The sequence below is a fragment of the Nocardia sp. NPDC060259 genome (assembly GCF_042728775.1).
Taxonomy (GTDB): Bacteria; Actinomycetota; Actinomycetes; order Mycobacteriales; family Mycobacteriaceae; genus Nocardia.
The window spans coordinates 24,436-47,787 of record NZ_JBHXAY010000004.1; the positions used below are offsets into that span (position 1 = coordinate 24,436).

At 67.9% G+C, this 23,352-nt stretch carries 22 protein-coding genes and 1 pseudogene; 14 read left to right on the forward strand and 9 right to left on the reverse strand.

Translation table 11 applies throughout. The features are described 5' to 3' along the window. Positions 1-4: 4 nt before the first annotated feature. A pseudogene (locus tag ACFWF2_RS03015) lies at positions 5-151 on the reverse strand (LysE family translocator); the annotation flags it as partial. 70 nt (positions 152-221) lie between these two features. Here ACFWF2_RS03015 and ACFWF2_RS03020 point away from each other — a divergent pair. Both ACFWF2_RS03020 and ACFWF2_RS03025 read left to right on the forward strand, forming a co-directional pair. Beyond that, on the forward strand, positions 222-1,013 hold the full coding sequence (locus ACFWF2_RS03020) for a GTP pyrophosphokinase family protein (protein ID WP_379304012.1): 792 nt from the start codon (positions 222-224) through the stop codon (positions 1,011-1,013). 176 nt (positions 1,014-1,189) lie between these two features. Continuing rightward, the gene (locus tag ACFWF2_RS03025) at positions 1,190-1,987 is read left to right on the forward strand and encodes an SAM-dependent methyltransferase (RefSeq protein WP_379304014.1); all 798 of its coding nucleotides are present in this window, start codon (positions 1,190-1,192) and stop codon (positions 1,985-1,987) included. A gap of 9 nt (positions 1,988-1,996) precedes the next feature. On the opposite strand, the gene ACFWF2_RS03030 is transcribed toward ACFWF2_RS03025, so the two are convergent. Further along, on the reverse strand, positions 1,997-3,178 hold the full coding sequence (locus ACFWF2_RS03030) for a PucR family transcriptional regulator (protein ID WP_379304221.1): 1,182 nt from the start codon (positions 3,176-3,178) through the stop codon (positions 1,997-1,999). Positions 3,179-3,334: 156 nt separating this feature from the next. Between ACFWF2_RS03030 and ACFWF2_RS03035 the strand changes: the two genes are divergently transcribed. The 6 genes from ACFWF2_RS03035 to ACFWF2_RS03060 all read left to right on the forward strand — a co-directional run bounded on the left by ACFWF2_RS03035 (position 3,335) and on the right by ACFWF2_RS03060 (position 9,096). After that, positions 3,335-4,594 (forward strand): acyl-CoA dehydrogenase family protein, encoded by a 1,260-nt coding sequence (locus ACFWF2_RS03035; RefSeq protein ID WP_379304016.1) that lies wholly within the window; start codon positions 3,335-3,337, stop codon positions 4,592-4,594. A 2-nt stretch (positions 4,595-4,596) separates the two neighbouring features. Then, positions 4,597-5,382: an SDR family NAD(P)-dependent oxidoreductase gene (locus ACFWF2_RS03040; protein WP_379304018.1), complete on the forward strand. Its 786-nt coding sequence runs from the start codon at positions 4,597-4,599 to the stop codon at positions 5,380-5,382. After that, positions 5,379-6,122, forward strand: coding sequence for an SDR family oxidoreductase (locus ACFWF2_RS03045; RefSeq protein WP_379304020.1), 744 nt, complete (start codon positions 5,379-5,381; stop codon positions 6,120-6,122). The genes ACFWF2_RS03040 and ACFWF2_RS03045 overlap by 4 nt, the downstream gene beginning before the upstream one ends. Then, the gene (locus tag ACFWF2_RS03050) at positions 6,119-7,213 is read left to right on the forward strand and encodes a phosphotransferase family protein (RefSeq protein WP_379304022.1); all 1,095 of its coding nucleotides are present in this window, start codon (positions 6,119-6,121) and stop codon (positions 7,211-7,213) included. Before ACFWF2_RS03045 ends, ACFWF2_RS03050 begins: the two co-directional genes overlap by 4 nt. A gap of 29 nt (positions 7,214-7,242) precedes the next feature. Then, positions 7,243-7,902, forward strand: coding sequence for a histidine phosphatase family protein (locus ACFWF2_RS03055; protein ID WP_379304024.1), 660 nt, complete (start codon positions 7,243-7,245; stop codon positions 7,900-7,902). 267 nt (positions 7,903-8,169) lie between these two features. Further along, a complete protein-coding gene (locus tag ACFWF2_RS03060) occupies positions 8,170-9,096 on the forward strand; it encodes a serine/threonine protein phosphatase (RefSeq protein ID WP_379304026.1) in 927 nt (308 codons plus the stop codon). Here the strand turns inward: ACFWF2_RS03060 and ACFWF2_RS03065 are convergent. Continuing rightward, positions 9,081-9,632 carry a dihydrofolate reductase family protein gene (locus ACFWF2_RS03065; RefSeq protein WP_379304028.1) on the reverse strand — a complete coding sequence of 184 codons (552 nt, stop codon included), beginning with the start codon at positions 9,630-9,632 and terminating at the stop codon, positions 9,081-9,083. The genes ACFWF2_RS03060 and ACFWF2_RS03065 overlap by 16 nt on opposite strands. A gap of 122 nt (positions 9,633-9,754) precedes the next feature. On the opposite strand from ACFWF2_RS03065, the gene ACFWF2_RS03070 reads away from it, so the two are divergent. After that, complete coding sequence (locus tag ACFWF2_RS03070) at positions 9,755-10,372, forward strand: nitroreductase/quinone reductase family protein (RefSeq protein WP_379304030.1); 618 nt, start codon at positions 9,755-9,757, stop codon at positions 10,370-10,372. Here ACFWF2_RS03070 and ACFWF2_RS03075 read toward each other — a convergent pair. Then, entirely contained in the window at positions 10,303-11,592 is a 1,290-nt protein-coding gene (locus tag ACFWF2_RS03075; protein WP_379304032.1) for an NADH:flavin oxidoreductase/NADH oxidase family protein, read from the reverse strand. The two genes, ACFWF2_RS03070 and ACFWF2_RS03075, sit on opposite strands and share 70 nt — an antisense overlap. 105 nt (positions 11,593-11,697) lie before the next feature. Here ACFWF2_RS03075 and ACFWF2_RS03080 point away from each other — a divergent pair, with 105 nt between their 5' ends. Beyond that, positions 11,698-12,276 (forward strand): TetR/AcrR family transcriptional regulator, encoded by a 579-nt coding sequence (locus tag ACFWF2_RS03080; RefSeq protein ID WP_379304034.1) that lies wholly within the window; start codon positions 11,698-11,700, stop codon positions 12,274-12,276. A gap of 9 nt (positions 12,277-12,285) precedes the next feature. Here ACFWF2_RS03080 and ACFWF2_RS03085 read toward each other — a convergent pair whose 3' ends face one another. The 5 genes from ACFWF2_RS03085 to ACFWF2_RS03105 all read right to left on the reverse strand — a co-directional run bounded on the left by ACFWF2_RS03085 (position 12,286) and on the right by ACFWF2_RS03105 (position 17,732). After that, positions 12,286-13,278 (reverse strand): NAD(P)H-quinone oxidoreductase, encoded by a 993-nt coding sequence (locus tag ACFWF2_RS03085; RefSeq protein WP_379304036.1) that lies wholly within the window; start codon positions 13,276-13,278, stop codon positions 12,286-12,288. 99 nt (positions 13,279-13,377) lie between these two features. Next, complete coding sequence (locus ACFWF2_RS03090) at positions 13,378-14,976, reverse strand: succinic semialdehyde dehydrogenase (RefSeq protein WP_379304038.1); 1,599 nt, start codon at positions 14,974-14,976, stop codon at positions 13,378-13,380. A gap of 54 nt (positions 14,977-15,030) precedes the next feature. Beyond that, positions 15,031-15,984, reverse strand: coding sequence for an alpha/beta hydrolase (locus ACFWF2_RS03095; RefSeq protein ID WP_379304040.1), 954 nt, complete (start codon positions 15,982-15,984; stop codon positions 15,031-15,033). Positions 15,985-15,998: 14 nt separating this feature from the next. Next, the gene (locus ACFWF2_RS03100; protein WP_379304042.1) at positions 15,999-16,916 is read right to left on the reverse strand and encodes an acetoacetate decarboxylase family protein; all 918 of its coding nucleotides are present in this window, start codon (positions 16,914-16,916) and stop codon (positions 15,999-16,001) included. A gap of 99 nt (positions 16,917-17,015) precedes the next feature. Further along, positions 17,016-17,732, reverse strand: coding sequence for a type 1 glutamine amidotransferase domain-containing protein (locus ACFWF2_RS03105; RefSeq protein ID WP_379304044.1), 717 nt, complete (start codon positions 17,730-17,732; stop codon positions 17,016-17,018). Between the two features lie 171 nt (positions 17,733-17,903). Between ACFWF2_RS03105 and ACFWF2_RS03110 the strand changes: the two genes are divergently transcribed. The 4 genes from ACFWF2_RS03110 (at position 17,904) to ACFWF2_RS03125 (ending at position 23,298) form a co-directional block, all read left to right on the forward strand. After that, positions 17,904-18,698 (forward strand): serine aminopeptidase domain-containing protein, encoded by a 795-nt coding sequence (locus ACFWF2_RS03110; protein ID WP_379304046.1) that lies wholly within the window; start codon positions 17,904-17,906, stop codon positions 18,696-18,698. Between the two features lie 48 nt (positions 18,699-18,746). Beyond that, complete coding sequence (locus tag ACFWF2_RS03115) at positions 18,747-22,061, forward strand: protein kinase (protein WP_379304048.1); 3,315 nt, start codon at positions 18,747-18,749, stop codon at positions 22,059-22,061. Between the two features lie 413 nt (positions 22,062-22,474). After that, the gene (locus ACFWF2_RS03120) at positions 22,475-22,753 is read left to right on the forward strand and encodes a hypothetical protein (protein WP_379304050.1); all 279 of its coding nucleotides are present in this window, start codon (positions 22,475-22,477) and stop codon (positions 22,751-22,753) included. A 95-nt stretch (positions 22,754-22,848) separates the two neighbouring features. Beyond that, on the forward strand, positions 22,849-23,298 hold the full coding sequence (locus ACFWF2_RS03125) for a DUF4383 domain-containing protein (protein WP_379304052.1): 450 nt from the start codon (positions 22,849-22,851) through the stop codon (positions 23,296-23,298). Positions 23,299-23,352 lie beyond the last annotated feature (54 nt).

Sequence of the window (23,352 nt, forward strand, 5' to 3'; positions counted from 1 at the left end):
AAGCCAGCCCGCACAGCACGCCCGCGGCGGTGCGAATCCCAGCGCTGCGCCCGCCCCGGACGAGGCTGCGCACCACGACCAGCGTGTCCGGTCCCGGCAGTAGCACGAGCACGATCGCAGCGAGGGTGAACGACAGGACAGCAGCGAACATCGGACCATCGTAAACGGGCTCTACCTGGTGCGGCGGCGGCGCTCGCGGCGGAACAGGCACAATGGACTCGATGAAACCTTGGCAACCGGATCAGCTCACCATCGACAACGGCTCGCCCCGCAACGGGGAGCGGGTCGGGATCGACGATCTCCGGGTGCTGCGGGAACAGTTCGTCGACTTCATGCTCGGCTACAAGTTCGCGATCGACGAGGTCACCACCAAGATCGATATCTTGCGTGAGGACTTCAACAACGCGCACGAGTACAACCCCATCGAACATGTGCGGTCGCGGCTGAAGTCGCCCGAGAGCGTGCTGGAGAAGGTCCGGCGCAAGAACTACGCGATGAATCTCGCCGCTATCCGGGAGAACGTGCTCGATATCGCCGGTGTCCGGGTGGTCTGCAGCTTCATCTCCGATATCGACACCATCAGGGCCATGCTGGTCGGCCAGGAGGACATCACCGTCCTGGAGGAGCGCGACTACATCACCAACCGCAAGCCGAACGGGTATCAGAGCCTGCACCTGATCGTGTCGATCCCGGTGTTCCGCTCCGATCGCACCGAACGGATCCCGGTGGAGATCCAGATCCGCACCATCGCGATGGACTTCTGGGCCAGCCTCGAGCACAAGATCTACTACAAGTACCGCGGCGAGGTCCCCCCGAACCTGCGCAGCGACCTGGCCCAGGCGGCCGAGGTGGCCACCCAGCTCGACGAGAAGATGGAAGCCTTGCACCGCCAGGTCGATCGCGGTCCGCAGCCCAAGCGGGGCGCGGTCGATTCGCTCGACCTCAGCGTGCTGTACAACAGCCTCACCGCGGCCCATCCCGTCGACCTTCGGCCGGGCGATCTACCCACCTGACCAGGCCTGGAGGGACCGCGAATTCGTGAGCGTGCGGCCACCATTCGGCGCCTGCCCGATCCACCACCCAGTGGTGGCGTGAATCTTGTACTGTCGCAACAGATCAGGTGCTGTCCCGCCGACGGTTCCTTCCCCGGGATGGGCACCGCTGTCACACTTGCAGAGGAGCGAGGCGCATGGCCGACGTGCACACCCCGGTGATCCGGACCGACATTCCGCATTCGGCGCGGATCTGGAACTACTGGATGGGCGGCAAGGACCACTACGAGATCGACAAGATCGCCGGTGACGCGGGCCTGGCCGTCGACCCGGACATCTCCACCATGGCCGTGCAGTCGCGGCAGTTCCTGATCAGGGCCGTCCGGTTCCTGGCGCGCGAGCGTGGCATCCGGCAGTTCCTCGACATCGGCACCGGGCTGCCGACGATGCAGAACACCCACGAGGTCGCCCAGGGCGTCACGCCCGATGCCCGCGTGGTGTACGTGGACAACGATCCGCTGGTGCTCACCCATGCGCGGGCGCTGCTGACCAGTACCACCCCCGAGGGCGTCACCACCTACATCGATGCCGATTTCCACGACCCCGAGCAGATCATCGCCGACGCGCGCAACGTCCTGAACTTCAACGAGCCGATCGCGGTGATGTTCATGGGCGTGCTCGGTCACGCCAGGACCTACGACGACCTGCTGCGGATCGTCCGGACCGTCATCGGGGCGGTGCCGTCGGGCAGCCACCTGATCATGTGGGACGGCACCGACGACAGCCAGGCCTACGTGACGCTGTGCGAGAACTACACCGGCACCGGCGGCACACCGTACATCCCGCGGCCGCAGGCCCAGATCCGCGCCGTGTTCGACGGATTGGAGCTGGTGGAGCCCGGCTTCACGTCCATCACCCAGTGGCAGGCGGAGGGGACCGAGGTGGGCGAGGTCCGTCCGATCTCGGCGTACGGCGCGGTCGCCCGCAAGCCCTGATCGAAGTGGTCAGCGTGGTGGCGACTGCTCGCGATGCAGCAGCCACCACGCGACGACGAGATCGTCGGTGCGGTCGAGATCGAGGCCGGTGAGCTCGGCGAAGCGGGTGAGCCGGTTGCGAACGGTGTTGCGGTGCAGGTACAGCGCGGCCGCGGTGTCGTCGACGCGCCGATCGCAGTCGAGATAGGTCTCGACGGTTCCGAGGATCTCCCCCGCTGCACCACCGTGGCGGCGCAGCGGCTCGAGGTGTTTCTCCTCGAGCAGCTGCGCGACGTCCTCGGCCGCCCCGAGCAGCGGTAGCGGGCCGAGGGATCCCAGGTCGACCGATCCGCGGCGCCCATGGCGCACAGCCAGATCCAGTGCGCGCCGCGCCTGGCGGTACGAGGCCGCGGCATCGCCGAGCGGCACAGCCGATCCCAGGGCGACCACGCTGTCGTCCGGGAGTGAATCCGGGGTGCGTGGCAGCAGCGCGACCAGATGCTGGTCGACCACCGTATCCACGACCGGCAGTGTCGTCGTCGACCCACGAGCCCGCAGGGCGGCGAGCAGGTCGGCGGTGACGGCGGTCTCGTTCCACGCGGCGCAGGCGATCCGGTAGCGATGCTCCGGGTCGAGGCGGTGGTCGCGGGCGTCGACGAGCAGCACGGCGGGCGAGAGGGTGCCGTCGACGAGGCTGCGCAGGAAATCGGCGCGGCGGGCGGCCCCGGCCACGGCCCGCTCCTGCGCCACCACGTGCACGGCGGTGGCGGACGCGGTCGCCCATTCCCAGGTGAGGTCCTGCATTTCGTCGATCTCGGCGGCGGGGATGTCACGGGCCGCGGCGCGGCGGCGGATCAGTTCGAAGATCCTGCGCGCGCCGATCTGCAGGCTATGCGCCACGAGGTCGAGGGGTATCTGCTGGTCGGCCCAGGTTCTGGCGAGCGTGGTCAGCTCGTCGAAGCCCGCGTGCTCGGCGTGCGAGTCGCCGAGTTGGGCGACGACGATGCGCAGCACCGCTCGGGTGTTGTTCTCGATCGAGCTCGCGTCGACCTGGTCGTAGACCGGGATGTGCTCGCGGTACAGCCGGGTCAGGTCCGCCGCGATCTCGTTCAGTTCGGGGTCGACCTCCGCGATCATTGCCGCGATCTGGGCCGCGACCTTGCGCCGGTGTGGTCCCAGCGGGAGGGCCGGCACTGGCCTGCCGATGTGCATATGCACATCAAACTCGGTCTCCGCGCCTATTTCAATGCTGCTTGCCGGCATCGACAATTGCATCTGCACAGGGCAGAGCGGTTCCGGGAGGCACGATGGGTGTTGGTGCACATTCCGGCCTGAGTGCCCCGCTCCCCTTCACCGAAAGCAGAAGATATGGACTTCGCCCCCAGCGCTCGCGCCACGGATCTCGTCGATCGAGTCCGTGGTTTCATCACCGAGGAGATCGCCCCGATCGAGGCGGAATACCACCGCAGCATCGCCGCCCTGCGCGATTCCGGTGCGGACCCGTGGAATCCGCTGCCCGTGCTCACCGAGCTGCGGACGAAGGCGCGCGCGGCGGGATTGTGGAATCTGTTCCTGCCCGCGGCGCACGCGGGCGAGTACGCCGCGCGGTTCGGCACCGACGGCGGCACCGGCCTGACCAATGTCGACTACGCGCCGATCGCCGAGGAGACGGGACGCTCGTTCCTGGCGCCACATGTCTTCAATTGCCACGCACCGGATTCCGGGAACATGGAGGTGCTGCTCCAGTTCGGCGATCCGGCTCAGCGTGAGCGATGGCTGGAACCGCTGCTCGACGGCACCATCCGTTCGGCATTCGGCATGACCGAACCCGATGTCGCGTCCTCCGACGCGACCAACATGGCGGCGACCGCGGTGCTCGACGGTGAGGACGTGGTGATCAACGGCCGCAAGTGGTGGACCACCGGTATCGGTCATCGCGACTGCGCGGTCATCATCTTCATGGGTCTCACCTATCCCGATGCCGAGAAGCATCGCAGGCACACGATGGTGCTCGTCCCCGTCGACACCCCCGGTGTGCGGATCGAGCGGATGCTGCCCGCGATGGGCCGCTACGACGAGCCGTTCGGGCACGGCGAGGTGTCGTTCACCGATGTGCGGGTGCCCGCCGGGAACATCGTGCTGGGGCCTGGTCGCGCGTTCGAGATCGCGCAGGGGCGCCTCGGTCCCGGCCGCGTCCATCACTGCATGCGGCTGATCGGGCTGGCCGAGTCCGCGCTCGCGGCGGCGTGTGCGCGCGGGGTGGAGCGCACGGCGTTCGGCAGGCCGCTGGCCCGGCTGGGTGGCAACCGGGAGCGAATCGCCAAGGCGCGCATCGCGATCGACGCGGCACGACTGCTGGTGCTCAATGCGGCGTGGAAGCTCGACACCGTCGGCGCGTTCGGCGCGCTGAGCGAGATCAGCCAGATCAAGGCGCACGTGCCGATGATGGCGCAGGAGGTCATCGATTTCGCCATGCAGATCCACGGTGGTGCGGGCCTTTCCGATGACGTGCCGTTGTCGGCGGCGTGGACGACCGCGCGGGCGGTGCGCTTGGCCGACGGGCCCGACGAGGTGCATCTGGATGTCGTCGGCCGGCTCGAGCTCGCCAAGTACACGCGGGGGCGGTGACCATGGCCAGGGTTCTGATCACCGGTGGCGCGTCCGGTCTCGGTGCGGCACTGGCGCGGCGGTTCGCCGGGCGGGGTGACCGCGTCGTGGTCACCGATCTGGCCGAGGACGCCGTGGTCCCGGCGGGTGCGTCGTATCTCCGGCTGGATGTGACCTCCGAGGACGACTGGGTGCGGGCCCGCACCACCGTGCAGGCGAGCTTGGGCGGGCTGGACATCCTCGTCAACAACGCGGGCATCGCCGCCGGTGGTCGGATCGACCGTGTCCCCCAGGACGAGTGGGCGCGGGTCATGAACATCAATGTCCTCGGCGTCGCCGCCGGCTGCCGGACGTTCACGCCGATGTTCAAGGCACAGCGCTCGGGTCATCTGGTCAACACCGCGTCACTGGCCGGGCTCGTGCATCCGCCTGCGATGGCGTCCTACTCGGCGGCCAAAGCCGCTGTTGTGGCACTCAGCGAAAGCTTGCGCTACGAGCTCGCCCCGCACGGCATCGATGTCTCGGTGGTGTGCCCGTCGTTCTTCCGCACCAATCTGGCGGCGTCACTGAGCGATGCCGATCCGCTGATGACCAAGGTCGCTCGGAGTCTGATCGACGGCGCGGCGCTGGATGCCGACGATATCGCCGCGGTGGCACTGGCCGGGATCGACGCGCGTCGCTTCCTGGTGCTCACCGATCGCGCCGGGCGCCGGGCGTTCTGGACGAAACGGCTGCTGCGCCCGCTCTACGACCGGCAGTTGATGGGTATGGGCCGCCGTACCGCGGAGGACAAGGAGATCACCGAATGAGCACCATCGTCATCACCGGCGCCAGTTCCGGGCTCGGCGCGGAGATGGCGCGCCAATTCGCCGCTCGCGGTCACGATCTCGGGCTGTGTGCCCGGCGGGTGGACCGGCTCGATGCGCTGCGCGCCGAACTCGTTGCGGCCCATCCCGGGATCGTCGTGCACACCGCGGCACTCGATGTCACCGACGACGCCGCTGTGCAGACGACGTTCGAGAAGTTCCGGGCCGAATTCGGCACGCTCGACCGGGTTGTGGTCAATGCGGGCATCGGCCACGGCGCCGCGCTGGGCACCGGCGGGCACGCAGCCAACCGGCGGACCGCGCTCACCAATTTCGTCGGGGCACTGTCGCAGAGCGAGCACGCGCTGGCGGTGTTCCGGGCGCAGGGCCATGGGCACCTCGTGCTCATCTCCTCGTTCTCCGCGGTGCGGGGCATGCGGCGGTCCATGACCACGTATGCCGCGAGCAAGGCCGGTGTGGCCGCGCTCGCCGAGGGCTTGCGGTCGGAACGGATTCCCGGCGTGGACATCTCGCTGATCTGTCCGGGCTACATCCGGTCGGAGATGACGCAGGACCAGGCCGATCGCGCCAAGTTCATGGTCGACACCGAGACCGGAGTCGGGGCGATGGTGCGCGCCATCGAAGCGCGCAAGGCCGTCGCGTATGTCCCGGCGTGGCCGTGGGTTCCGCTCGCGGTCGCGATCAAGGTACTGCCCCTGTCCATCGTGAGGAAGCTGACATGACCCACTCCCCCACCGTCTCCGACGCACGGGACGTGCGCGCCGAGGACGCCTTCGACGTCGCGGCCCTGACGGCGTGGCTCAGCGCCGAGCTGGGCGAGGAGTCACTCGCGGAGAACCCGTTGGTGCGCCAATTCTCCGGTGGCGCTTCGAATCTGACCTACCTGTTGCAGTACCCGGACCGCGACCTCATCCTGCGCAGGCCGCCCGGCGGACACCGGGCCGACGGCGCGCACGACATGGCTCGCGAATTCCGCGTGCAGACCGCCCTCGGCCCGGTGTTCGACTACGCACCGCCGACGGTGGCGCTGTGCGAGGACGACAGCGTGCTCGGTGCGCCCTTCTACCTGATGGAACGGCTCGACGGCCTCATTCCCCGCAAGGAACTCCCGCCCGGCCTCGCCCTGACACACCCGCAGGTGCGCACCCTGTGCACCAATGTCCTCGACGTCCTGATCGACCTGCACACCATCGATCCCGCTGCCGCCGGGCTGGATTGGCTGTCGAAGGGCCCCGGCTACGTCGCCCGGCAGGTCTCCGGTTGGTCCGACCGCTACCGCCGGGCCCGAACCCGCAACGTCGGATCCTTCGAATCCGTCATGACCTGGCTGGCCGCCAACCAGCCGCCCGACCGCGCAGCAGTGTTGATCCACAACGACTTCCGCTTCGACAACATCGTCCTCGACCGCGCCGACCCGACCCGGCCCATCGGCCTGCTCGACTGGGAGATGGCCACCATCGGCGACCCACTGATGGACCTCGGCGGCGCCCTCGCCTACTGGGTCCAGGCCGACGACAACGCCGCCTTCAGATTCTTCCGCCGCCAGCCCACCCACACCCCCGGCATGCTCACCCGCGACGAGGTGGTCGAATACTACTGCCGCCGAACAGAAACCGGCCTCACCGATCGCGAATGGGCCTTCTACGAGGTCTTCGGCCTGTTCCGCCTCGCCGTGATCTGCCAGCAGATCTACTACCGCTACTACCACCGCCAGACCACCAACCCCGCCTTCCGCTTCTTCGGCCTCGCCGTAGTCCTCCTCGAGTGGCGCTGCCGCGGGATCATCCGCAGAAACAAGGGGCCGGCAAAGTAGGTCGCCCGATCGGGAAACGAGGAGGGTTCGTGCAGGACATCTACGTGGTGTGCCACCCACACGCGGAACATACCCAGCACGACCTCGTCGGCGGATGGCACAACTCGCACCTCACCCCACACGGGCGACGCGACGCACATCTGGTCGCCGGGGAATTGCAACGCCGCCGCGATCCGTTCCGACCGATGCGCATCACCACGTCCGACCTCGCCCGCTGCACCGAAACCGCAGAGATCATCGCCACCACGCTCGACATCCCCGTCGACGCCACCCCGCGACTTCGGGAGATCAGCTTTGGTGCGGCCGAGGGCAAACCGAACGCCTGGCTCGCGCAGCGGCAAATTCCGGCACCCGACAACAACCGACTCGACCATCGCGGCCCCATTCCCGGCGCCGAGACCCGACGCGAAGTCGCGACCCGGGTCGGATCATGCCTCCGTGAGGTCATGGCCGACACCATCCACGATCATGTCGTAGTCACCCACGGATACGCGCTGACATTCGTCGTCACCACCTGGATGCAGATCCCTGTCGACGCGATCGGATTCGCGTCGTTCGCGACCACACCAGGCGCAATCACCCACCTGCGGCTCGACAACCATTGGCGCAACCGAACTCTGGTCAGCCTCGCCGACACCTCCCACCTGCAAACCGATGGGATTCGGCGGGATCTGGCCCCTTGGCGCTGATGCGTCTTCCAGCCGTAGCGGGGACCTCGACAATGGCATCGCGCGTTGCCGGACCTGTTGTTGCACAGCCTTCTCGGCGACCGCTCGGGTCTAGTGTTCACCTGGCCGGCCTCGAGACAGCAGGGATCGAGCGTGCGGTCCCTATCCGCGCTGAGTCATCCGCCCGGTCGGTGGCAGAATCGTGTGGTGACAGCTGCCAGGAGCGTTCGTCACCAGAGACTCTCGGCTTTCCTGGCTTCCCACAGCGACTTCGAGCTCGCGGAGCTCGTGGATACGGGCCGGGCCGAGAGCGTGGGAGTGGGTGGGGGCTCGGCAGTCGTCGACGTCGACGGGGTGTCGGTGTTCGCCAAGCGCGTTCCGCTGACCGATCGGGAGCTCGCCAATCGGGGCTCGACCGCGAATCTGTTCGACCTGCCGGTGTTCTGTCAGTACGGGATCGGTGGTCCCGGCTTCAACGCATGGCGCGAGCTCGCCGCGAATATCGTTGTCACCGACGGCGTTCTGGCCGGCGAGACACCGGCGTTCCCCATGCTCTACCACTGGCGGGTTCTGCCCGGCCGGTCGCCGATCGCCGACGAACACGCCGATATCGATGCGGTGGTTGCCGCTCAGGGCGGCTGCCCGGCGGTTCGCGCCCGGCTCGAAGCGCTGGCCGCCGCATCGTCGAGCCTCGTGTTGTTCTGCGAGTACATTCCGCACTCGATGGCGGACTGGCTGCGCGGGGACCCGGCGGGCAAGGCTGCCATCGTCGCGGAGCAGTTGTCGGAGATCGTGACGTTTCTGGCCGATCGGGAGCTGCTGCATATGGACGGGCACTTCGGCAATCTGCGCAGCGACGGCGAGCGGATCTATCTCAGCGACTTCGGGCTGGCCACCTCGCCGCATTTCGAGCTGTCGAGCGCCGAGCGCGACTTCGCCGAAGGTCACGCCACTCATGACGCCGACTATGCCGCCATGCGGCTGGTCAACTGGCTGGTGACCGATGTCTGCGGAGTGCCGATGCCGACCAGCGGCGGTCCCGTCGCTCGCAACGAGTACGTAATTCAGTGCGCCGCTGGTCGTATCCCAGGCGACGTGTCGCCGGAGGTGGCCGCGATTCTGGCCCGGCACTCACCTGCCGCCGCGAAGATGAACGCCTTCTACTGGAAATTGTTCGGCGGTGACATCCATACGGAATATCAGTCGGCGACGTAGCGCAGCATCACTGCGGTCTTGAAGTGCCTCGTCTCGACCAGCCGGAGACCGATGCGCTGGTCCAGTGCGGGGAACATCGGGGTGCCGCCGCCGAGTACCACGGGACAGACGAACAGCTGGTACTCGTCGATGAGGCCGTGGGGCATCAGGGAGGCCGCGAGGCTCGCGCCGCCGACCTCGATGAGGCCATCGCCGCCCGCTTTGAGCTTGCGGACCTCCTCGACCGCGTTCTCGCTGACCAGGGTGCTGTTCCAGTGGACCTCGGTGAGTGTCCTGGAGAAGACGACCTTGGGTTTGTCCATCCAGAGCCTGCTGAACTCGCGCTCGATGGGCGACGCGTTCTCGGGCACGTGCGGCCAGTGTTCGGCCATCAGTTCGTACAGCCGACGGCCGTGCAGCGAGACCTCGATCGCGCTGTACCTGTCGTTGTGGAACTGGTGCAGTTCCTCGTCCGGGTCGGTCCAGTCGATGGTGCCGTCGCGGTCGTTGATGTAGCCGTCCAGGGACACACCGATCCCGTAGCTCAGTCTTCTCATAACCGTGTAGACCTCCTGCGCGCTCGAAACTCATCGGTGGTTGTCACACACAAAACCCGTCCGCACCGGCCGCATTGAACTACTATCTTCTGTAGTAGTTCAATGCGGAGCGGGGGAACGCTATGAAGATCTTCGTCGCCGGTACCACCGGAACACACACTTTTCGTTCGAGACCGGTCGACCCGACCAGCAGGCCGGGCTTGTTCACCCGGACCTACTCGGCCTTCGCCGCCGGCCGCCTGCCGAGGCTGATCTCCCGTCACATCGCGTGGAAGCTGGATCCGCTGCTCCTGCGCCTTACCCGCGGCCGCCTCGCGACGACGCTCATCTTCCCGACCGCGGTGCTGGAGACCGAGGGAGCCAGGACAAAAGCCCGGCGACGCAACGCCATCATCTATTTCATGGACGGCGATCACTTCGTCATCGTGGCGTCCAACGCGGGCAGCGCGGCCAACCCCGGGTGGTACTACAACCTTCTCGCCGATCCCGATGTCGTCTTCGGCGGAGCACCGATGCGGGCGACCGTGGTAGACGACAAAGCTGAGCGCCGACGACTCTGGACCATCGCCGACCGGGTTTTCCCGGCCTACATCCCCTACCGCCAGGAGGCGGGTCGAGCGGGCCGGACCGTCCCGATCATCCGGCTCACCCCACGCGACACGCGCTGGAATCAGCGCACCGACGCACGCGACGGCGCCGTCGACTGGTTCCGCTGCTTGGCGGCGAGCCAGCGCGAGTAGCGGCGCAGCGCACGATTCTGCACACGCTGATCGGCGAGCATCGCCAAGGTCGGGCTGACAGTGAGCGCGGGATGGGAGCCGGTCGCCATACGCCGCATCTGGTAGCGGACCATCGCCATCTCGGTCGCCGAGGCCAGCGCCTTGTCCGTCCAGGTCACCGGCTTCATGGTCCTGGTCGCTTCGAGCCTGTCCCGCCAGCGGTGCGGCAGATCGGGAGTGACCGCCAGCGCGGTGGCCATGCCGATCAGTTCGACATTGTTGTCCAGGACGCGTTCGGCGGTCTCGCGGCGCGAGATGCCACCGGTCAGCATGAGTGGCAGAGCGCTGGTCTTGGCCAGTTCCGCGGCCAGTTCCAGGAAGTACGCTTCCCGCGCGGCGGTGCGGCCGTCGGTGGGGCGGCCGGACATGGCCGGGCTCTCGTAGCTGCCGCCGGACACTTCGACGAGGTCGACGCCGAGTGAGGCGAGCATCTCGATCACCGTGTGCGCGTCGTCGGCATCGAAACCGCCGCGCTGGAAATCCGCGGAATTCAGTTTCACCGCGACAGCGAAATCAGGCGCCACCGCGCCGCGAATGCCACGCACGATCTCGATCAGCAGCCGCGCGCGGTTCTCGAGCGACCCACCCCACTCGTCGGTGCGGTTGTTCACCAGCGGCGACAGGAACTGCGACAGCAGATACCCGTGCGCGGCATGGATTTCCACACCGTCGAAACCCGCCTCTTCAGCGCGCTGTGCCGTGGTGACGAAACGACCGATGGTCTCGTGGATCTGCCACGGGGTCATCGCCACCGGCTGACCGAACCGCTTGGAGTGACGGCCGAGCTCGACCGCGATATCCGAAGGCCCCCAGACGACACCGGGCATGCGCGCCTGCACCTGCCGCCCGGGGTGGCTGATCTGCATCCAGATGGCCGCACCGGCGGCCTTGCCCGCCCGCGCCCACGCCGTGAACGGTTCCAGCGGCGCGTCCGCATCGAGGACGATGCCGCCGGGCCCGGTCAGCGCTTCGGCGTGCACCATCACGTTGCCGGTGATCAGCAGGCCTGCTCCGCCCGCTCCCCAGCGCCGATACAGGGCGACCAGGCGGTCGTCGGGCAGCTGGGCGGCACCCGCCATACCCTCTTCCATCGCCGCCTTGGCGATCCTGTTCTGCAGGACCTGACCGGATCGCAGCCGCAGGGGCGAGAACAATCCGACCGACTCCGAATCGCTCGACATCGGTGACTCCTTTCCGGCACACATATTGACACTGCTTACATTCGCGTGCGAGAGCTAACAGTAGAGATATATGTAAGCACTGTCAACACTTGCTAAATTTGTTCCATGGCACTGTCGAACACGTCGTATCACCACGGCGATCTCCCGAGCGCGCTGGTGCGCGCGGCCGTGGAGCTCCTCGAAGAGGACGGTGCGGCAGACCTCTCGCTCCGGGCGGCCGCGCGCCGCGCCGGGGTGTCGACGGCCGCGCCGTACCGTCATTTCGCCGATCGCGATGCCCTGCTGTCGGCGGTCGCCGCCGTGGGCTATCGCGATCTTGCCGAACACCTGGTGGCCGCGAGCCCGGCGCCGAGCACCGCCGACGACCTCGCCGCGATCGCCGCCGCCTACGTCCGGTTCGCACTGGCACGGCCCGCGCTGTTCCGGGTGATGTTCTCCGATCCGTGCGATCCGACCAGTCCGGAACGAGTCGCCGCGACCACCGCGATCCACGAATACGTCAGATCGATTGTGCGGCAGGTGTTTCCCGAGTCGGACGAGGATTCGCTGGCGACGGCGATGTGGGCGCTGGTCCACGGCCTGGCTTTCCTCTACCTGCACGGCAAGTTCGACGCCGAGGACATCGACGAGCGGGTCCGCAGTACCGTTTTCGCGGTACTCGAGCTGTCGGGGCCGCCCGCCTAGCGCGTCGGCTCAGGGCTCGCGGATGGTGAGCAGCACTTTGCCCACGGTCTCGCCGGAGTCGAGCAGCGGATGCGCTGCGGCGACGTCGGCAATGGGGATTTCCGCGGAAACCACCGGTGCGACAGCGCCTTCGGCGATCAGCGGCCACAGCTTCTGCCGCAGTTCGGCGATGATCTCGGCCTTGGAGCCCGGTCCGCCGCGCGGTCGGCGGCGCAGGTTCGTCACATGGACCGAAGCCCGTTTGAACAGCATGAGCCCGAGGTCGAGTTCGGCGGCGGCGCCGTCCTGCAGGCCGATGATCGTGAGATCGCCGTTTTCGGCGAGTGCTTGCACATTCCGCTGGAGGTAGCCGGCGCCCATGATGTCGAGGATGACATCGGCGCCGCCGTATTCCGCGGTCACGATCTGCACGAAATCGTCGTCGCGGTAGTTGATCAGGGTGTTCGCACCGAGTTCCGCGCAGCGGTCCAGCTTGTACTGCGATCCGGCGGTGACCGCCACGCGGGCACCCAGCGCGCGGCCGACCTGGATCGCGTGCGTGCCGATGCCGCTGCCGCCGCCGTGGACCAGCAGGGTCTGCCCGTCGCGGAGCCCGCCGGTCATGACGACGTTCGACCAGACCGTGGCGGCCGCTTCGGGCAGCGCCGCGGCGGCGGTCAGGCTCACCCCGTCGGGGACGGGCAGCAACTGGGTGGCCGGGACGTTGACGCGTTCGGCGTAGCCACCACCGGACAGCAGCGCGCACACCGCGTCGCCGGGCTGCCATCCCTGCACGCCGGGACCGACGGCGGCGACGATGCCGGAAACCTCGAGGCCGAGGATGTCACTGGCGCCAGGGGGCGGCGGATAGAAACCCTGCCGCTGCATGATGTCGGCGCGGTTGACCCCCGCGGCAACGACATCTACCGCCACCTCTCCTTCAGCGGGTGCGGGCAGGTCGTCCACCTGCGCCCATCTCATGACTTCCGGACCGCCGTAGCCGTCTAGCGTCACCGCGAACATAGAAATCCCTTTCGCTCGGCGATAATGTAAGCATCAATAACATTACTCGCTGTCGGAGCCCCGGCAATCATTCGAGACCACCGTCACCCTGTCGGACCTTCAGCGCGCGCCGAGCCGCTTCATTCCCTTCAGCACGACGGTGAGGGTGCTCGCCCACGCGCTCTCGGAGAAACCGGTCGGCGCGCCGAATCCCAGCACTCGCTGATGCGCCACCGTTTGCGCTTCGGTGTACTTCAGCATGCCGTCGGCACCGTGACGGCGGCCCAGCCCGGAATCGCCCATCCCACCCATCGGCGAATCGACACTGCCCCAGGCCGCGGCGTAGGCGTCGTTGACATTGACCGTGCCCGCGCGCACCCGGGCCGCGACCGCACGACCCTCGGCGCCGTTGCGGGTCCAGACGCTGGCGTTGAGACCGTAGGCGGTGGCGTTGGCCCGCTCGACCGCCTCGTCGACATCTCCGAAGGAGTAGATCGACACGACGGGGCCGAAGGTCTCGTGGTCGTAGAGCGTCATGTCCGGGGTGACACCGGTGAGGATGGTCGGCTCGTAGAACAGCGGCCCGAGATCAGGGCGGGCTCGGCCACCGGCCAGGACCGTCGCACCCTTGGCGACCGCGTCCTCGACGTGCGCGGTGACGGTGTCGAGCTGGGACTGGTTGGTCAGGCAGCCGACGTCGGTGCTGTAGTCGTAGGCCGCCCCGATCCTCAGCGCCTTGGTCCGGTCGACGAACGCGGCGACGAACTCCTCGCGAATCGACTCGGCCACATACATCCGCTCGATGGACACGCACAGCTGCCCGGTCGAGGAAAAGCACGCCGAGACCGCGCCGGCGGCGGTGCGCTCGATATCGGCGTCGTCGAGGACGATCATCGGATTCTTGCCACCGAGCTCGAGCGAGGCGCCGATCAGGCGTTCACCGGCGTCACGGGCGATCTGGCGGCCGCTGGCCGTAGAACCGGTGAACATCATGTAGTCGGCGTTGTCCATCAGCGGCGTGCCGATGGAGCTGCCACGGCCGACCACCATCTGCCACACCCCGTCCGGCAGACCGGCTTCGTGCATCAGATCCAAGGCCCACAGCGCGGTCAGCGCGGTCTGGGTGTCGGGTTTCTGCACGACCGCGTTCCCGGCCAGCAGGGCCGGAATCGCGTCTCCCGCACCCATACTCAGTGGATAGTTCCACGGTGAGATGACCGCGACGACACCCTTGGGGTGATGCAGTTCGGTGGTGTGGGTCAGCACGGGGATGGCGCCGCGGCGGCGTTTCGGCGCGAGCAGCTTGGCGGCGCTGCGCGCGTAGTACCTGGTCGCGATCGCGATGTCGGTGACCTCGAGGAAGGCATCGCGGCGGGCCTTGCCGTTCTCGGCCTGCATCAGGTCAAGGGCTTCGTTCTGCCGCTCTAGCACCAGGTCGTGGAAACGCAGCAGGATCGCCTTGCGCGTGGATACCGGCGTTGCCGCCCAGGTGGCCTGGGCGGCGCGGGCGCGGGCGAACGCCGCCTCGACATCGGCCGGTGTCGACACCGGCAGCGCGGCCAGCGGATCCCCCGTGAACGGGATCGTGGTCGTGACCTGCGCGGCGTCCGGACCGGCCGCGACACGGGCGGCCAGTCGTCGCAGCAGCGCGGGGCTCAGCGACGGCGGGAGGCCGGCGCCGTGGACAGCGGCGGGCCGGGTGGCGTGGTCCAGAGACATGATGGGCTCCAAGATGTTCGACGAGAGAGGCGGGCGATCAGCGGCCCGCCGGATTCAGTGCAGCGCCGCGCGCAGGGTGTCGCGCGCCAGCTTGATGGCGGCGTTCGCCGCCTGGGTCGAGCGCATCGCGTTGATCATCACGAAGTCGTGGATGATCCCGCCGAAGCGCACCTGGGTCACCGGCACACCCGCCGCGCGGAGCTTGGCCGCGTAGGCTTCGCCCTCGTCACGCAGCACGTCGGCTTCCCCGGTGATCACCAATGCCGGTGGCAGACCACGTAACTGGTCGACGGAAGCGCGCAGCGGGGCGGCGTAGATCTCCTCACGCTGCGCGTCGTTGTCGGTGTACTGGTCCCAGAACCACTTCATGCCCTCGCGGGCGAGGAAATAGTGTTCGGCGAACTGACGATAGGACGCGGTATCGAAATCGGCGTCCGTCACCGGATAGAACAGCACCTGCTGCGCGATGTGGACATCACCACGATCCTTGGCCATCAAGGTGAGAACCGCGGTCATATTGCCGCCCACCGAGTCACCCACCGCCGCGAAACGGGAAGCGTCCAGGCCCTTTTCGGCACCGTGCGCGACGACCCATTGCGCGGCCGCGTAGTTCTGTTCGATCGCGGTCGGATATTTCGCCTCGGGCGACAGGTCGTATTCGGGGAACACGACGGCCGCGTCGGCGCCGACCGCCAGTTCGCGGACCAACCGGTCGTGGGTGTGCGCATTACCGAAAACCCAACCGGCGCCGTGGATATAGAAGATGACGGGAAGGGTGCCGGTGGACCCGGCGGGTTTGACGATGCGGACTTTCACCGAGCCGGTCGGCCCGCCGACGACGGTGATCCACTCTTCGTCGATCGCGGGTTTACCCTCGTCGCTCGCCTGGACTTCGTCGACCACCTTGCGCCCTTCGGCAGGCGGCATCTGGAACAGGAACGGCGGGACATCGGTGGCTTTCGCGAACTCCGCCGCTTCGGGCTCGAGAACCGGCTTGATCTCCGTCATCGCGCTCTCCTTCGCTATTTTCGGCTCGGAACCGAGGTCGGAACCGGCATGTGCAGTGCGAGTTGACCTTCCGTCGTCACATCGAGGCGGACGTTCTTGAACGGTGAGAGTGATCGCAGATCCTCGGACAGGCGGCCACGCCCCGTCCGCAGATCGACACCGCGGGGAAACAGTGCGCTACCCGCCGACAGGATGTTGGTCTGGCTCAGCGTCGAATGCCAGCCGCCTTTGATCGAGGTGTAGGAGGTGAGGGTCGAAACACGGTCGCCGCTGCGATATCCGGTCTGGGTCGGCGTCGCCACCGACAGCGACAGGTCCGTCTCGCCACTGTCGTCGGCGACCCGGGCGGTGGTTCGCGTGGCGTCGATATCGACGTCGAGTTCGGTGACCCACTTGGGGAATCCGTAGCCGTCGTGCCCGCGCACCTGGGCGATATCGGAACTCACCGGCAGCGACAGCACATACGACTCGAGGTGGTCGTTGCCGAGGCCGGCGAGCAGGTCGACGAAGCCGAGTTTGCCGTGCCGGGCAGGGCGGACGGCGATACCGACCGCCGCTTCGGTGTAGAAGTCGATGTCGCACACGTCGTAGCGGAAGAACATCACCGAGACCAGCCCGATCCCCGGCGCCACCTCCAGCGGCGCCAGCTCGCCCGGCAGGCGAGAGCGGATCGCGCGCGATCGGGCGAGCATCGTGAGCCGGGCGCTCGACATGCGGTAATAGAAATTCGGGGTGTAGGTCTCCCCGATCGGTGAATCGACTTTGGTCTTGGGCAGCGTCCGGAAGAAATCGACACCGCTGACCCGGGGATCGCGAGAGATCTCGTCGACATCGGTGTTCATACGGAAGCGGTCATACAGGCCGCCCTTCGGAACGGTGACCAGATGGCCACCCAGATCTACCTCGACCGTGCTCTGGTGAGTCGTTGACATCGGCGCAGCTCCCTTGCTCGCATTTCGTAAGCAATTGCGACGCTAACCGTGAATGTAAGCAGTGTCAACACTCGATGGGTGTGATGCTCGCGAGCATCGTCACTTCAACGGCCGAGCGGCGCCGACGTCGGCGATGAGCCGATCGGCCAGCTCTTCCGACGATTGCGGGTTCTGCCCGGTGTAGAGGTTTCCGTCGACCACGACGTGCGGCCGCAACGGGATCACACTCTTGGAATAGTCGACGCCCAGCTCTTTGAGCCTGTCCTCGAGCAGCCACGGCGCTTTCCAGGCGAAGCGGTTGAGCAACTCCTCGCGATTGGACAGCCCGGTCATCCGGCGGCCCGCGAACGGGTTCTTTCCATCGGGCCCGGTCGCCGCTGTGATCGCCGCGGGAGCGTGACACAACAGCGCGAGTGGCCTCCCGGAGGCCAGCCGATCAGCCAGCAGCGCGCCGGAGGTCTTGTCGTAGGCCAGATCTTCCATCGGACCGTGGCCACCGGGGTAGAAGACGACGTCGAACGCGTCGGCGTCGACGGTATCGAGCGCCACCGGCGTGGCGAGCTCATCCTGAATACTGTCCAGGTAGCGCTCCACCTCCCGGCGCTTTCCCGGCATTCCGCCGGCGATGCCGAGACTGAGCCGATCGAGCGTCGGTGCCTTTCCGCCCGGGGTGGCGATGACGATTTCCCAACCGGCTCTGGTGAACGCCCGATGCGGAAACGCGACTTCCTCGGCCCAGAAACCGGACGGATGCACGGTGCCGCCTTTCAGAGTCCAGCGGTCCGCGGCCGAGATCACCATCAGAACCTTCGTCACCATTCATTCCTCCTGATGCAGTCGCACTCGAGGCGGATGCGCACGCCGACTAGCTCGACAGGACGGCGAGATGACGGACCCGCTGCCAGATGTTTTCGCCGCTTACATTAGCCTTGGTGTTGCCAACGGTCAATGAATGCCAGGCACCGAGTCAGCATCGAAGGAGCACCAGTGACCAGGTCGAGCGACCCCTCGGCGGATTCGCCCATCGTCTTGATCGCACCCGCCATGGCGATCGGCTCCCGTTTCTACGCGCCGCTCGTCGCGGCGTTCACCGATCGCGGATGGAGCGCTCGCTCGCTGCCGCGACGCGGATTCGAGAAGGGAGAGGCCCGCGCTTCTCGTGGCAACGACTGGTCCTACCAGGACGAAATCGATGGCATCGCGCAGGCTGTCGCCGAAGCCCGCGAACAGACACCCGGCCGGCCGGTCATCGTTCTCGGCCACAGCCTCGGTGCCCAGCTCGCGGCGGGTCATGAGCTCACCCACCCCGGCGCCGACGGGCTGGTCACCGTCGGCGGTTCACTGCCCTACCACCGCCACTTCCCGAACTTCGGCCTGCCGGTCGCCGTCATGGCCTTGCTCGTGCCCATGCTGACTTCGGTCTTCGGCCATCTGCCCAAGCCGGCGTTCGGTGCGCCCGGGGCACGCACGATGATGCGCGAGTGGGCCAAGATGGTGTTGACCGGCCGCACGCCGTACCCCGCGCCGGAAGCGATCGCCACTCCGGCACTGGTGATTTCGCTCGAGGACGATGCCCTCTCACCCCGCCGCGCCATCGACGCCTTCGCGCGTGATCTCTTCGCTCCGGGGCGGGTCACCCGGTGGGACTACCGCACCGCCGATGTCCCCGCGGGCGCGAGCAACGACCACATCCGGTGGGTCAGGAATCCCGGCCCTGTGGTCGACCGCGTCGTCGACTGGTGGCAGGAGGTGCACGTGTCCGCGGAGTTATATCCTCGGTAGTGGCGATCGCAGCAGCGCACCGCCGGGTGATGACCGAATCGAGCCGACATGGCCGACATGCAGCCGACACAGCGCAGCTCCGCTTCGGGCATCGTGGCGGAGCTGGCCGCCGAGGGCTTCGAAGAGGCCGAGGAGATCGGCCGCGGCGGCTTCGGCGTCGTGTATCGCTGCACACAGCCCGATCTGGACCGCGTCGTCGCGGTGAAGGTGCTGACCGCCGAGCTCGATCCCGACGGACTGCAACGGTTCGTGCGCGAACAGCAGGCGATGGGCAGGCTGTCCGGTCATCCGAACATCGTCGCGGTCTTCCAGGCGGGCACCACGCACGGCGGACACCCCTATCTGGTGATGCCGTATCACGCGCGCGGCTCGCTCGAGCAGCGCATCCACACCGTCGGCCCGCTCGACTGGTCGGCGATCCTGCGGCTCGGGGTCAAGATGGCGGGCGCGCTCGAGACGGCGCACCGGTCGGGGATTCTGCATCGTGACGTGAAACCGTCGAACATCCTGCTCAGCGACTACAACGAACCGGAGCTCACCGATTTCGGGATCGCCAGGATCCAGGGCGGGTTCCGCACGACGACCGGCGTCGTCACCGGCTCCCCCGCGTTCGCCGCGCCGGAGGTGCTGCGTGGTGCGCCCGCGACCGTCGCCGCCGATGTGTACGGGCTGGGCGCCACGCTGTTCTGCGCGCTCACCGGGCATGTCGCCTACGAGCGGCGGGTCGGCGAGCAGGTGCTCTCGCAGTTCCTGCGGGTGTCCGCGCAGCCGAGTCCCGATCTCACCGAGCAGGATGTGCCCGACGAGGTGCGTGCCGTCATCGAGCACACGATGGCCACCGAACCCGGTGATCGGCCGGAGAGCGCCGCGGCGCTCGGCGCGGAACTTGTTGCGGCCCAGCGCAGTACCGGCGCACCGGTCGACGTGCTGCGCGTCCCGAGCACCCAGCGTCCGGCCGCGGCGCCCGTCCCGCCCCCACCGCGGCCGCACGAACGGACCACCGCCCCACCGACGCCCGCCACGAAGTACCGTCCACCGACCCCCGCCAGGGCAACCCTCGCCAGGAAACGGCTGCTCGAGCACCTGCGCACGAGCGAACGCACCAGGCTCACCGTCATCCACGCCCCCAGCGGATTCGGCAAGACCACGCTGGCCGCGCAGTGGCACGACGAGCTGATCGAGCACGGCGCCGCGGTGGCGTGGCTGACCGTCGACGAGGACGACGACAATGTCGCCTGGTTCCTCACCCACCTCGTCGAGGCGATCCGGCCCATCGTCCCGGAACTCGCCGAGAACCTCGACCGGCTGCTGGAGGCCGACCCCGACGACCCGACCCGCGCCGTGCTCACCGCGCTCGTCGACGGCTTACACAGCGGCGATCAGCGCGTGACCTTGGTGCTCGACGACTGGCAGCGGGTCTCCAGCCCCGCGTCGGTGGCGGCGGTCCGGTTCCTGCTCGAGCACGGCTGTCACCATCTGCCGCTGGTCGTCACGAGCACCACGCGGCTCGCGCTCCCGCTGAGCAGGTTGCGTATCCACGGCGAGCTCACCGAGATCGACGCCGCCACTTTGCGTTTCGATCCCGACGAGGTGCGGGCGTTTCTCGCCGAAGCGGGCGGGGTGCACATGACGGCCGACGAGATCGCCGCGCTCGCCCACGCCACCGACGGCTGGGTCGCGGCGTTGCAGCTGACCGTGCTGTCGCTGCGGGCGGGCGAGGATCCGGCGCACCTGCTCGACAGCCTCGCCGTCCACCCCGACATCGGCGACTTCCTCGCCGAGAACGTGCTCGACGGGCTGGATCCGGACATCCTCGACTTCCTCATGACGACCTCGATCTGCGAGCGCATCTGCGGCGGCCTCGCTACCGCGCTGACCGGGCGTGCCGATGCCGCCGACCTGCTCGCCGACATCGCCGACCGCGGTCTGTTCCTGCTGCCCGACGGCCCGGACCGGAACTGGTATCACTACCACCAGTTGTTCGCCGGATACCTGTGCCGCAGGCTGTCCCAGGACCGGCCTGCGGATATCGCGCCGCTGCGCCTGCGGGCGGCGGACTGGTTCGCCCGTCACCATCTGCTCAACGAGGCGGTCGAGCACGCGCTGGCCGCGGACGATCCGGATCGGGCGGCCGATCTCGTCGAACAGGGCGCCGGGTACCTGCTGGAACGATCGAGAATCGTGATGCTGCAAGGCATCCTGGCCAAACTGCCCGCCGGTGTGTGCCGGGACAGGCCTCAAATCCAGCTGTTCGGAGTCTGGGTCGATCTGGTCTTGCGCAGACCCGCGGCCACCACGACCGCGCTCGCCCGCTTCGAGACCGCGCTGGCCGCGGCCGCGCCCGCCGAACCCGAACGCACCGAGCTGCGCACCGAGGCCGACGCCGCGATCAGTGTCCGCGAGATGTTCGCCGACAGGGTCTCGGACCTGGACGGCCTGATCGGTGAGGCGCTGACGCGGCCCGATGCTTTCACGCCGCGCATTCCGGGCGTGGCGGCCAATATCGCCACCTACGCGGCGATCCAGCGTTTCGACTTCGCCGAGGCGCGGCGGTGGCAGCTGTGGGCGGCGCCCTATCACGAGGCGACCGGCCCCTTCCTGTCCGTGTATGGGCGCTGCTTCGCCGGGCTGGCGGCCAGGGAGCAACTCGACATCGCGGCCGCGGATGACCTGTTCACCGGCGCGCTCGACACCGCCTGCGACACGATGGGTCCCGCCTCCCACGCGACCCGCCTCGCCTGCGCCATGCTCGGTGAATTGCGGTATGAGACCGGTGATCTCGATGCCGCTGCCGATCTGCTCAGCCAGAGCAGGGGGCTGTCCGACGAGGGCGGTGGCGGTGTCGACTTCATGCTGGCGACCTACGCCGTCGGCGCGCGGGTGCGCATGCTGCGCGGCGATCGCGACGGGGCGCTCGAACTCCTCGACGAGGGGACCGCGCACGCCGAACGTCTGGATCTGCCCCGCCTGGCCGCCCGGATGCGCAACGAACGAGTGCGGCTCGGCTTCGGACTGGATCCCAGCCTGACCGCGGCGATCCTGCGACCGCGCCGGATCCGTCGCGACGACGGCATCGTCACCGCCGTCGACGAACTCGACGAGGACTCCGCGATCCGGCTGCTGCTGGCCGAGCCCGGCGCCGAATGGCACCGGCTCGCGATCGAACGGGCCGAAATCCTGGTCGCCGGCATCGACGCCGAGCGCAGGCCGATGGCCGCGATGCGCGCGGGATTCCTGCTCGGGAGCGCGCTGCGGCAGGCGGGCCGCACGGCCGAGGCCGACGGCATCCTCACGCCGTTGCTCCGGCGATGCGATCGCCTCGGCCTGGTACGCCTGCCCACCGATGCGGTACACACCGCGTGACGATGTTGCTCGACAGCGGCATACCGCGATGATCGACAGCCGATGCCAGGGGCACTTCGCGGCACCCGGTCAGGGCTGACCGAGGGGAATCCCTGAACCGGAGTTCCGGGTCGGGACCGGATGTGCCGGAGCCGTGGCAGCACCACCATTGCAGCATGAAAAGCATTGACTATCAGTCAGTTTCAGTGCGCGGCGGACGCTCCCGGCATTGGTGTGCTGGCATCCTGGCATCGGCGGTGACGGTCGCGGGAGTGTTCGGACTGTCGGCGGGGGCAGCGTCCGCGGATACCGGCAGCACCTGTCTGTGGGCCGGGGCGCCCTATTCGCAGGGAACCACGGTCGTGGCCGGCGGCTGGACATTCACCTGCGGCAGCGCAGGGGTCGGAGACGCGCGCTGGAATCGCGGAGCATCGGTGAATCGGCCCAGCACCGTCGCCAATCCCGGCGCGGCGGCCGATCCCACCGGGCGGTTCAGCGCGGGGGCGATCCAGCCGGGCACCGAGTACACCGACTACTGCGTGGGTGAGCAGTTGGTCAGTGGTAGCGACGCCATGTACGAGGTGATGGCGGACGGCGCGGGCCTGCGCTGGCGGGCGGCGGGGCCGATCGCGGGGTGGCGTTTCGATCAGGGCGAGGGCCACGTCCCGACCTCGCAGTCCGCGAGCCGGTGCCGGATGGATCCGCAGTACTGAGTCCGGTTTGCCCCGGCGCCGACCGGGCACGCGCATGGTGTCCGAATGGTGCGAGTCGCCGTGCGGCCCGCCCACCGCAACGAAAGGACAACGCCATGTCCACTCCCATCGGTAACACGATGGCCGCGCGGACGCCGGTTCAGCTCGCCGCCCTGGTCGTGGGTGCGGTCTTCCTGCTGGTGGGCGTCCTCGGATTCATTCCCGGCGTGACCACCGATTACAGCAGTCTCGAATGGGCGGGCCACCACTCCCAGGCCCAGTTGTTCGGCATCTTCACGGTCTCGGTGCTGCACAATGTCGTGCACCTGATCTTCGGGGTCGCCGGTCTGCTCGCCGCGGCCGGTGCCGCACAGTCACGGACGTATCTGATCGGCGGCGGGGTGGTCTATCTGGTCCTGTGGGTGTACGGGATGATCGTCGACCAGAACAGTGACGCCAATTTCGTGCCGGTCAATACCGCCGACAACTGGTTGCACTTCGGCCTCGGACTCGGCATGGTCGTCCTCGGCGTGCTCCTGTCGCGCGGGGTGCGCGTCGCACGATAGTGCGCGCCTGAGCCGCGTCGGCTCGACGGGGCCGCGGCGGGCTGCTGCGGCTGG

Coding starts and splice junctions, on each gene's coding strand:
- ACFWF2_RS03020 (WP_379304012.1), top strand. CDS start 222: ATGAAACCTTGGCAACCGGATCAGCTCACCATCGACAACGGCTCGCCC.
- ACFWF2_RS03025 (WP_379304014.1), top strand. CDS start 1,190: ATGGCCGACGTGCACACCCCGGTGATCCGGACCGACATTCCGCATTCG.
- ACFWF2_RS03030 (WP_379304221.1), bottom strand. CDS start 3,178: ATGCACATCGGCAGGCCAGTGCCGGCCCTCCCGCTGGGACCACACCGG.
- ACFWF2_RS03035 (WP_379304016.1), top strand. CDS start 3,335: ATGGACTTCGCCCCCAGCGCTCGCGCCACGGATCTCGTCGATCGAGTC.
- ACFWF2_RS03040 (WP_379304018.1), top strand. CDS start 4,597: ATGGCCAGGGTTCTGATCACCGGTGGCGCGTCCGGTCTCGGTGCGGCA.
- ACFWF2_RS03045 (WP_379304020.1), top strand. CDS start 5,379: ATGAGCACCATCGTCATCACCGGCGCCAGTTCCGGGCTCGGCGCGGAG.
- ACFWF2_RS03050 (WP_379304022.1), top strand. CDS start 6,119: ATGACCCACTCCCCCACCGTCTCCGACGCACGGGACGTGCGCGCCGAG.
- ACFWF2_RS03065 (WP_379304028.1), bottom strand. CDS start 9,632: ATGAGAAGACTGAGCTACGGGATCGGTGTGTCCCTGGACGGCTACATC.
- ACFWF2_RS03070 (WP_379304030.1), top strand. CDS start 9,755: ATGAAGATCTTCGTCGCCGGTACCACCGGAACACACACTTTTCGTTCG.
- ACFWF2_RS03075 (WP_379304032.1), bottom strand. CDS start 11,592: ATGTCGAGCGATTCGGAGTCGGTCGGATTGTTCTCGCCCCTGCGGCTG.
- ACFWF2_RS03080 (WP_379304034.1), top strand. CDS start 11,698: ATGGCACTGTCGAACACGTCGTATCACCACGGCGATCTCCCGAGCGCG.
- ACFWF2_RS03085 (WP_379304036.1), bottom strand. CDS start 13,278: ATGTTCGCGGTGACGCTAGACGGCTACGGCGGTCCGGAAGTCATGAGA.
- ACFWF2_RS03090 (WP_379304038.1), bottom strand. CDS start 14,976: ATGTCTCTGGACCACGCCACCCGGCCCGCCGCTGTCCACGGCGCCGGC.
- ACFWF2_RS03095 (WP_379304040.1), bottom strand. CDS start 15,984: ATGACGGAGATCAAGCCGGTTCTCGAGCCCGAAGCGGCGGAGTTCGCG.
- ACFWF2_RS03100 (WP_379304042.1), bottom strand. CDS start 16,916: ATGTCAACGACTCACCAGAGCACGGTCGAGGTAGATCTGGGTGGCCAT.
- ACFWF2_RS03115 (WP_379304048.1), top strand. CDS start 18,747: ATGGCCGACATGCAGCCGACACAGCGCAGCTCCGCTTCGGGCATCGTG.
- ACFWF2_RS03125 (WP_379304052.1), top strand. CDS start 22,849: ATGTCCACTCCCATCGGTAACACGATGGCCGCGCGGACGCCGGTTCAG.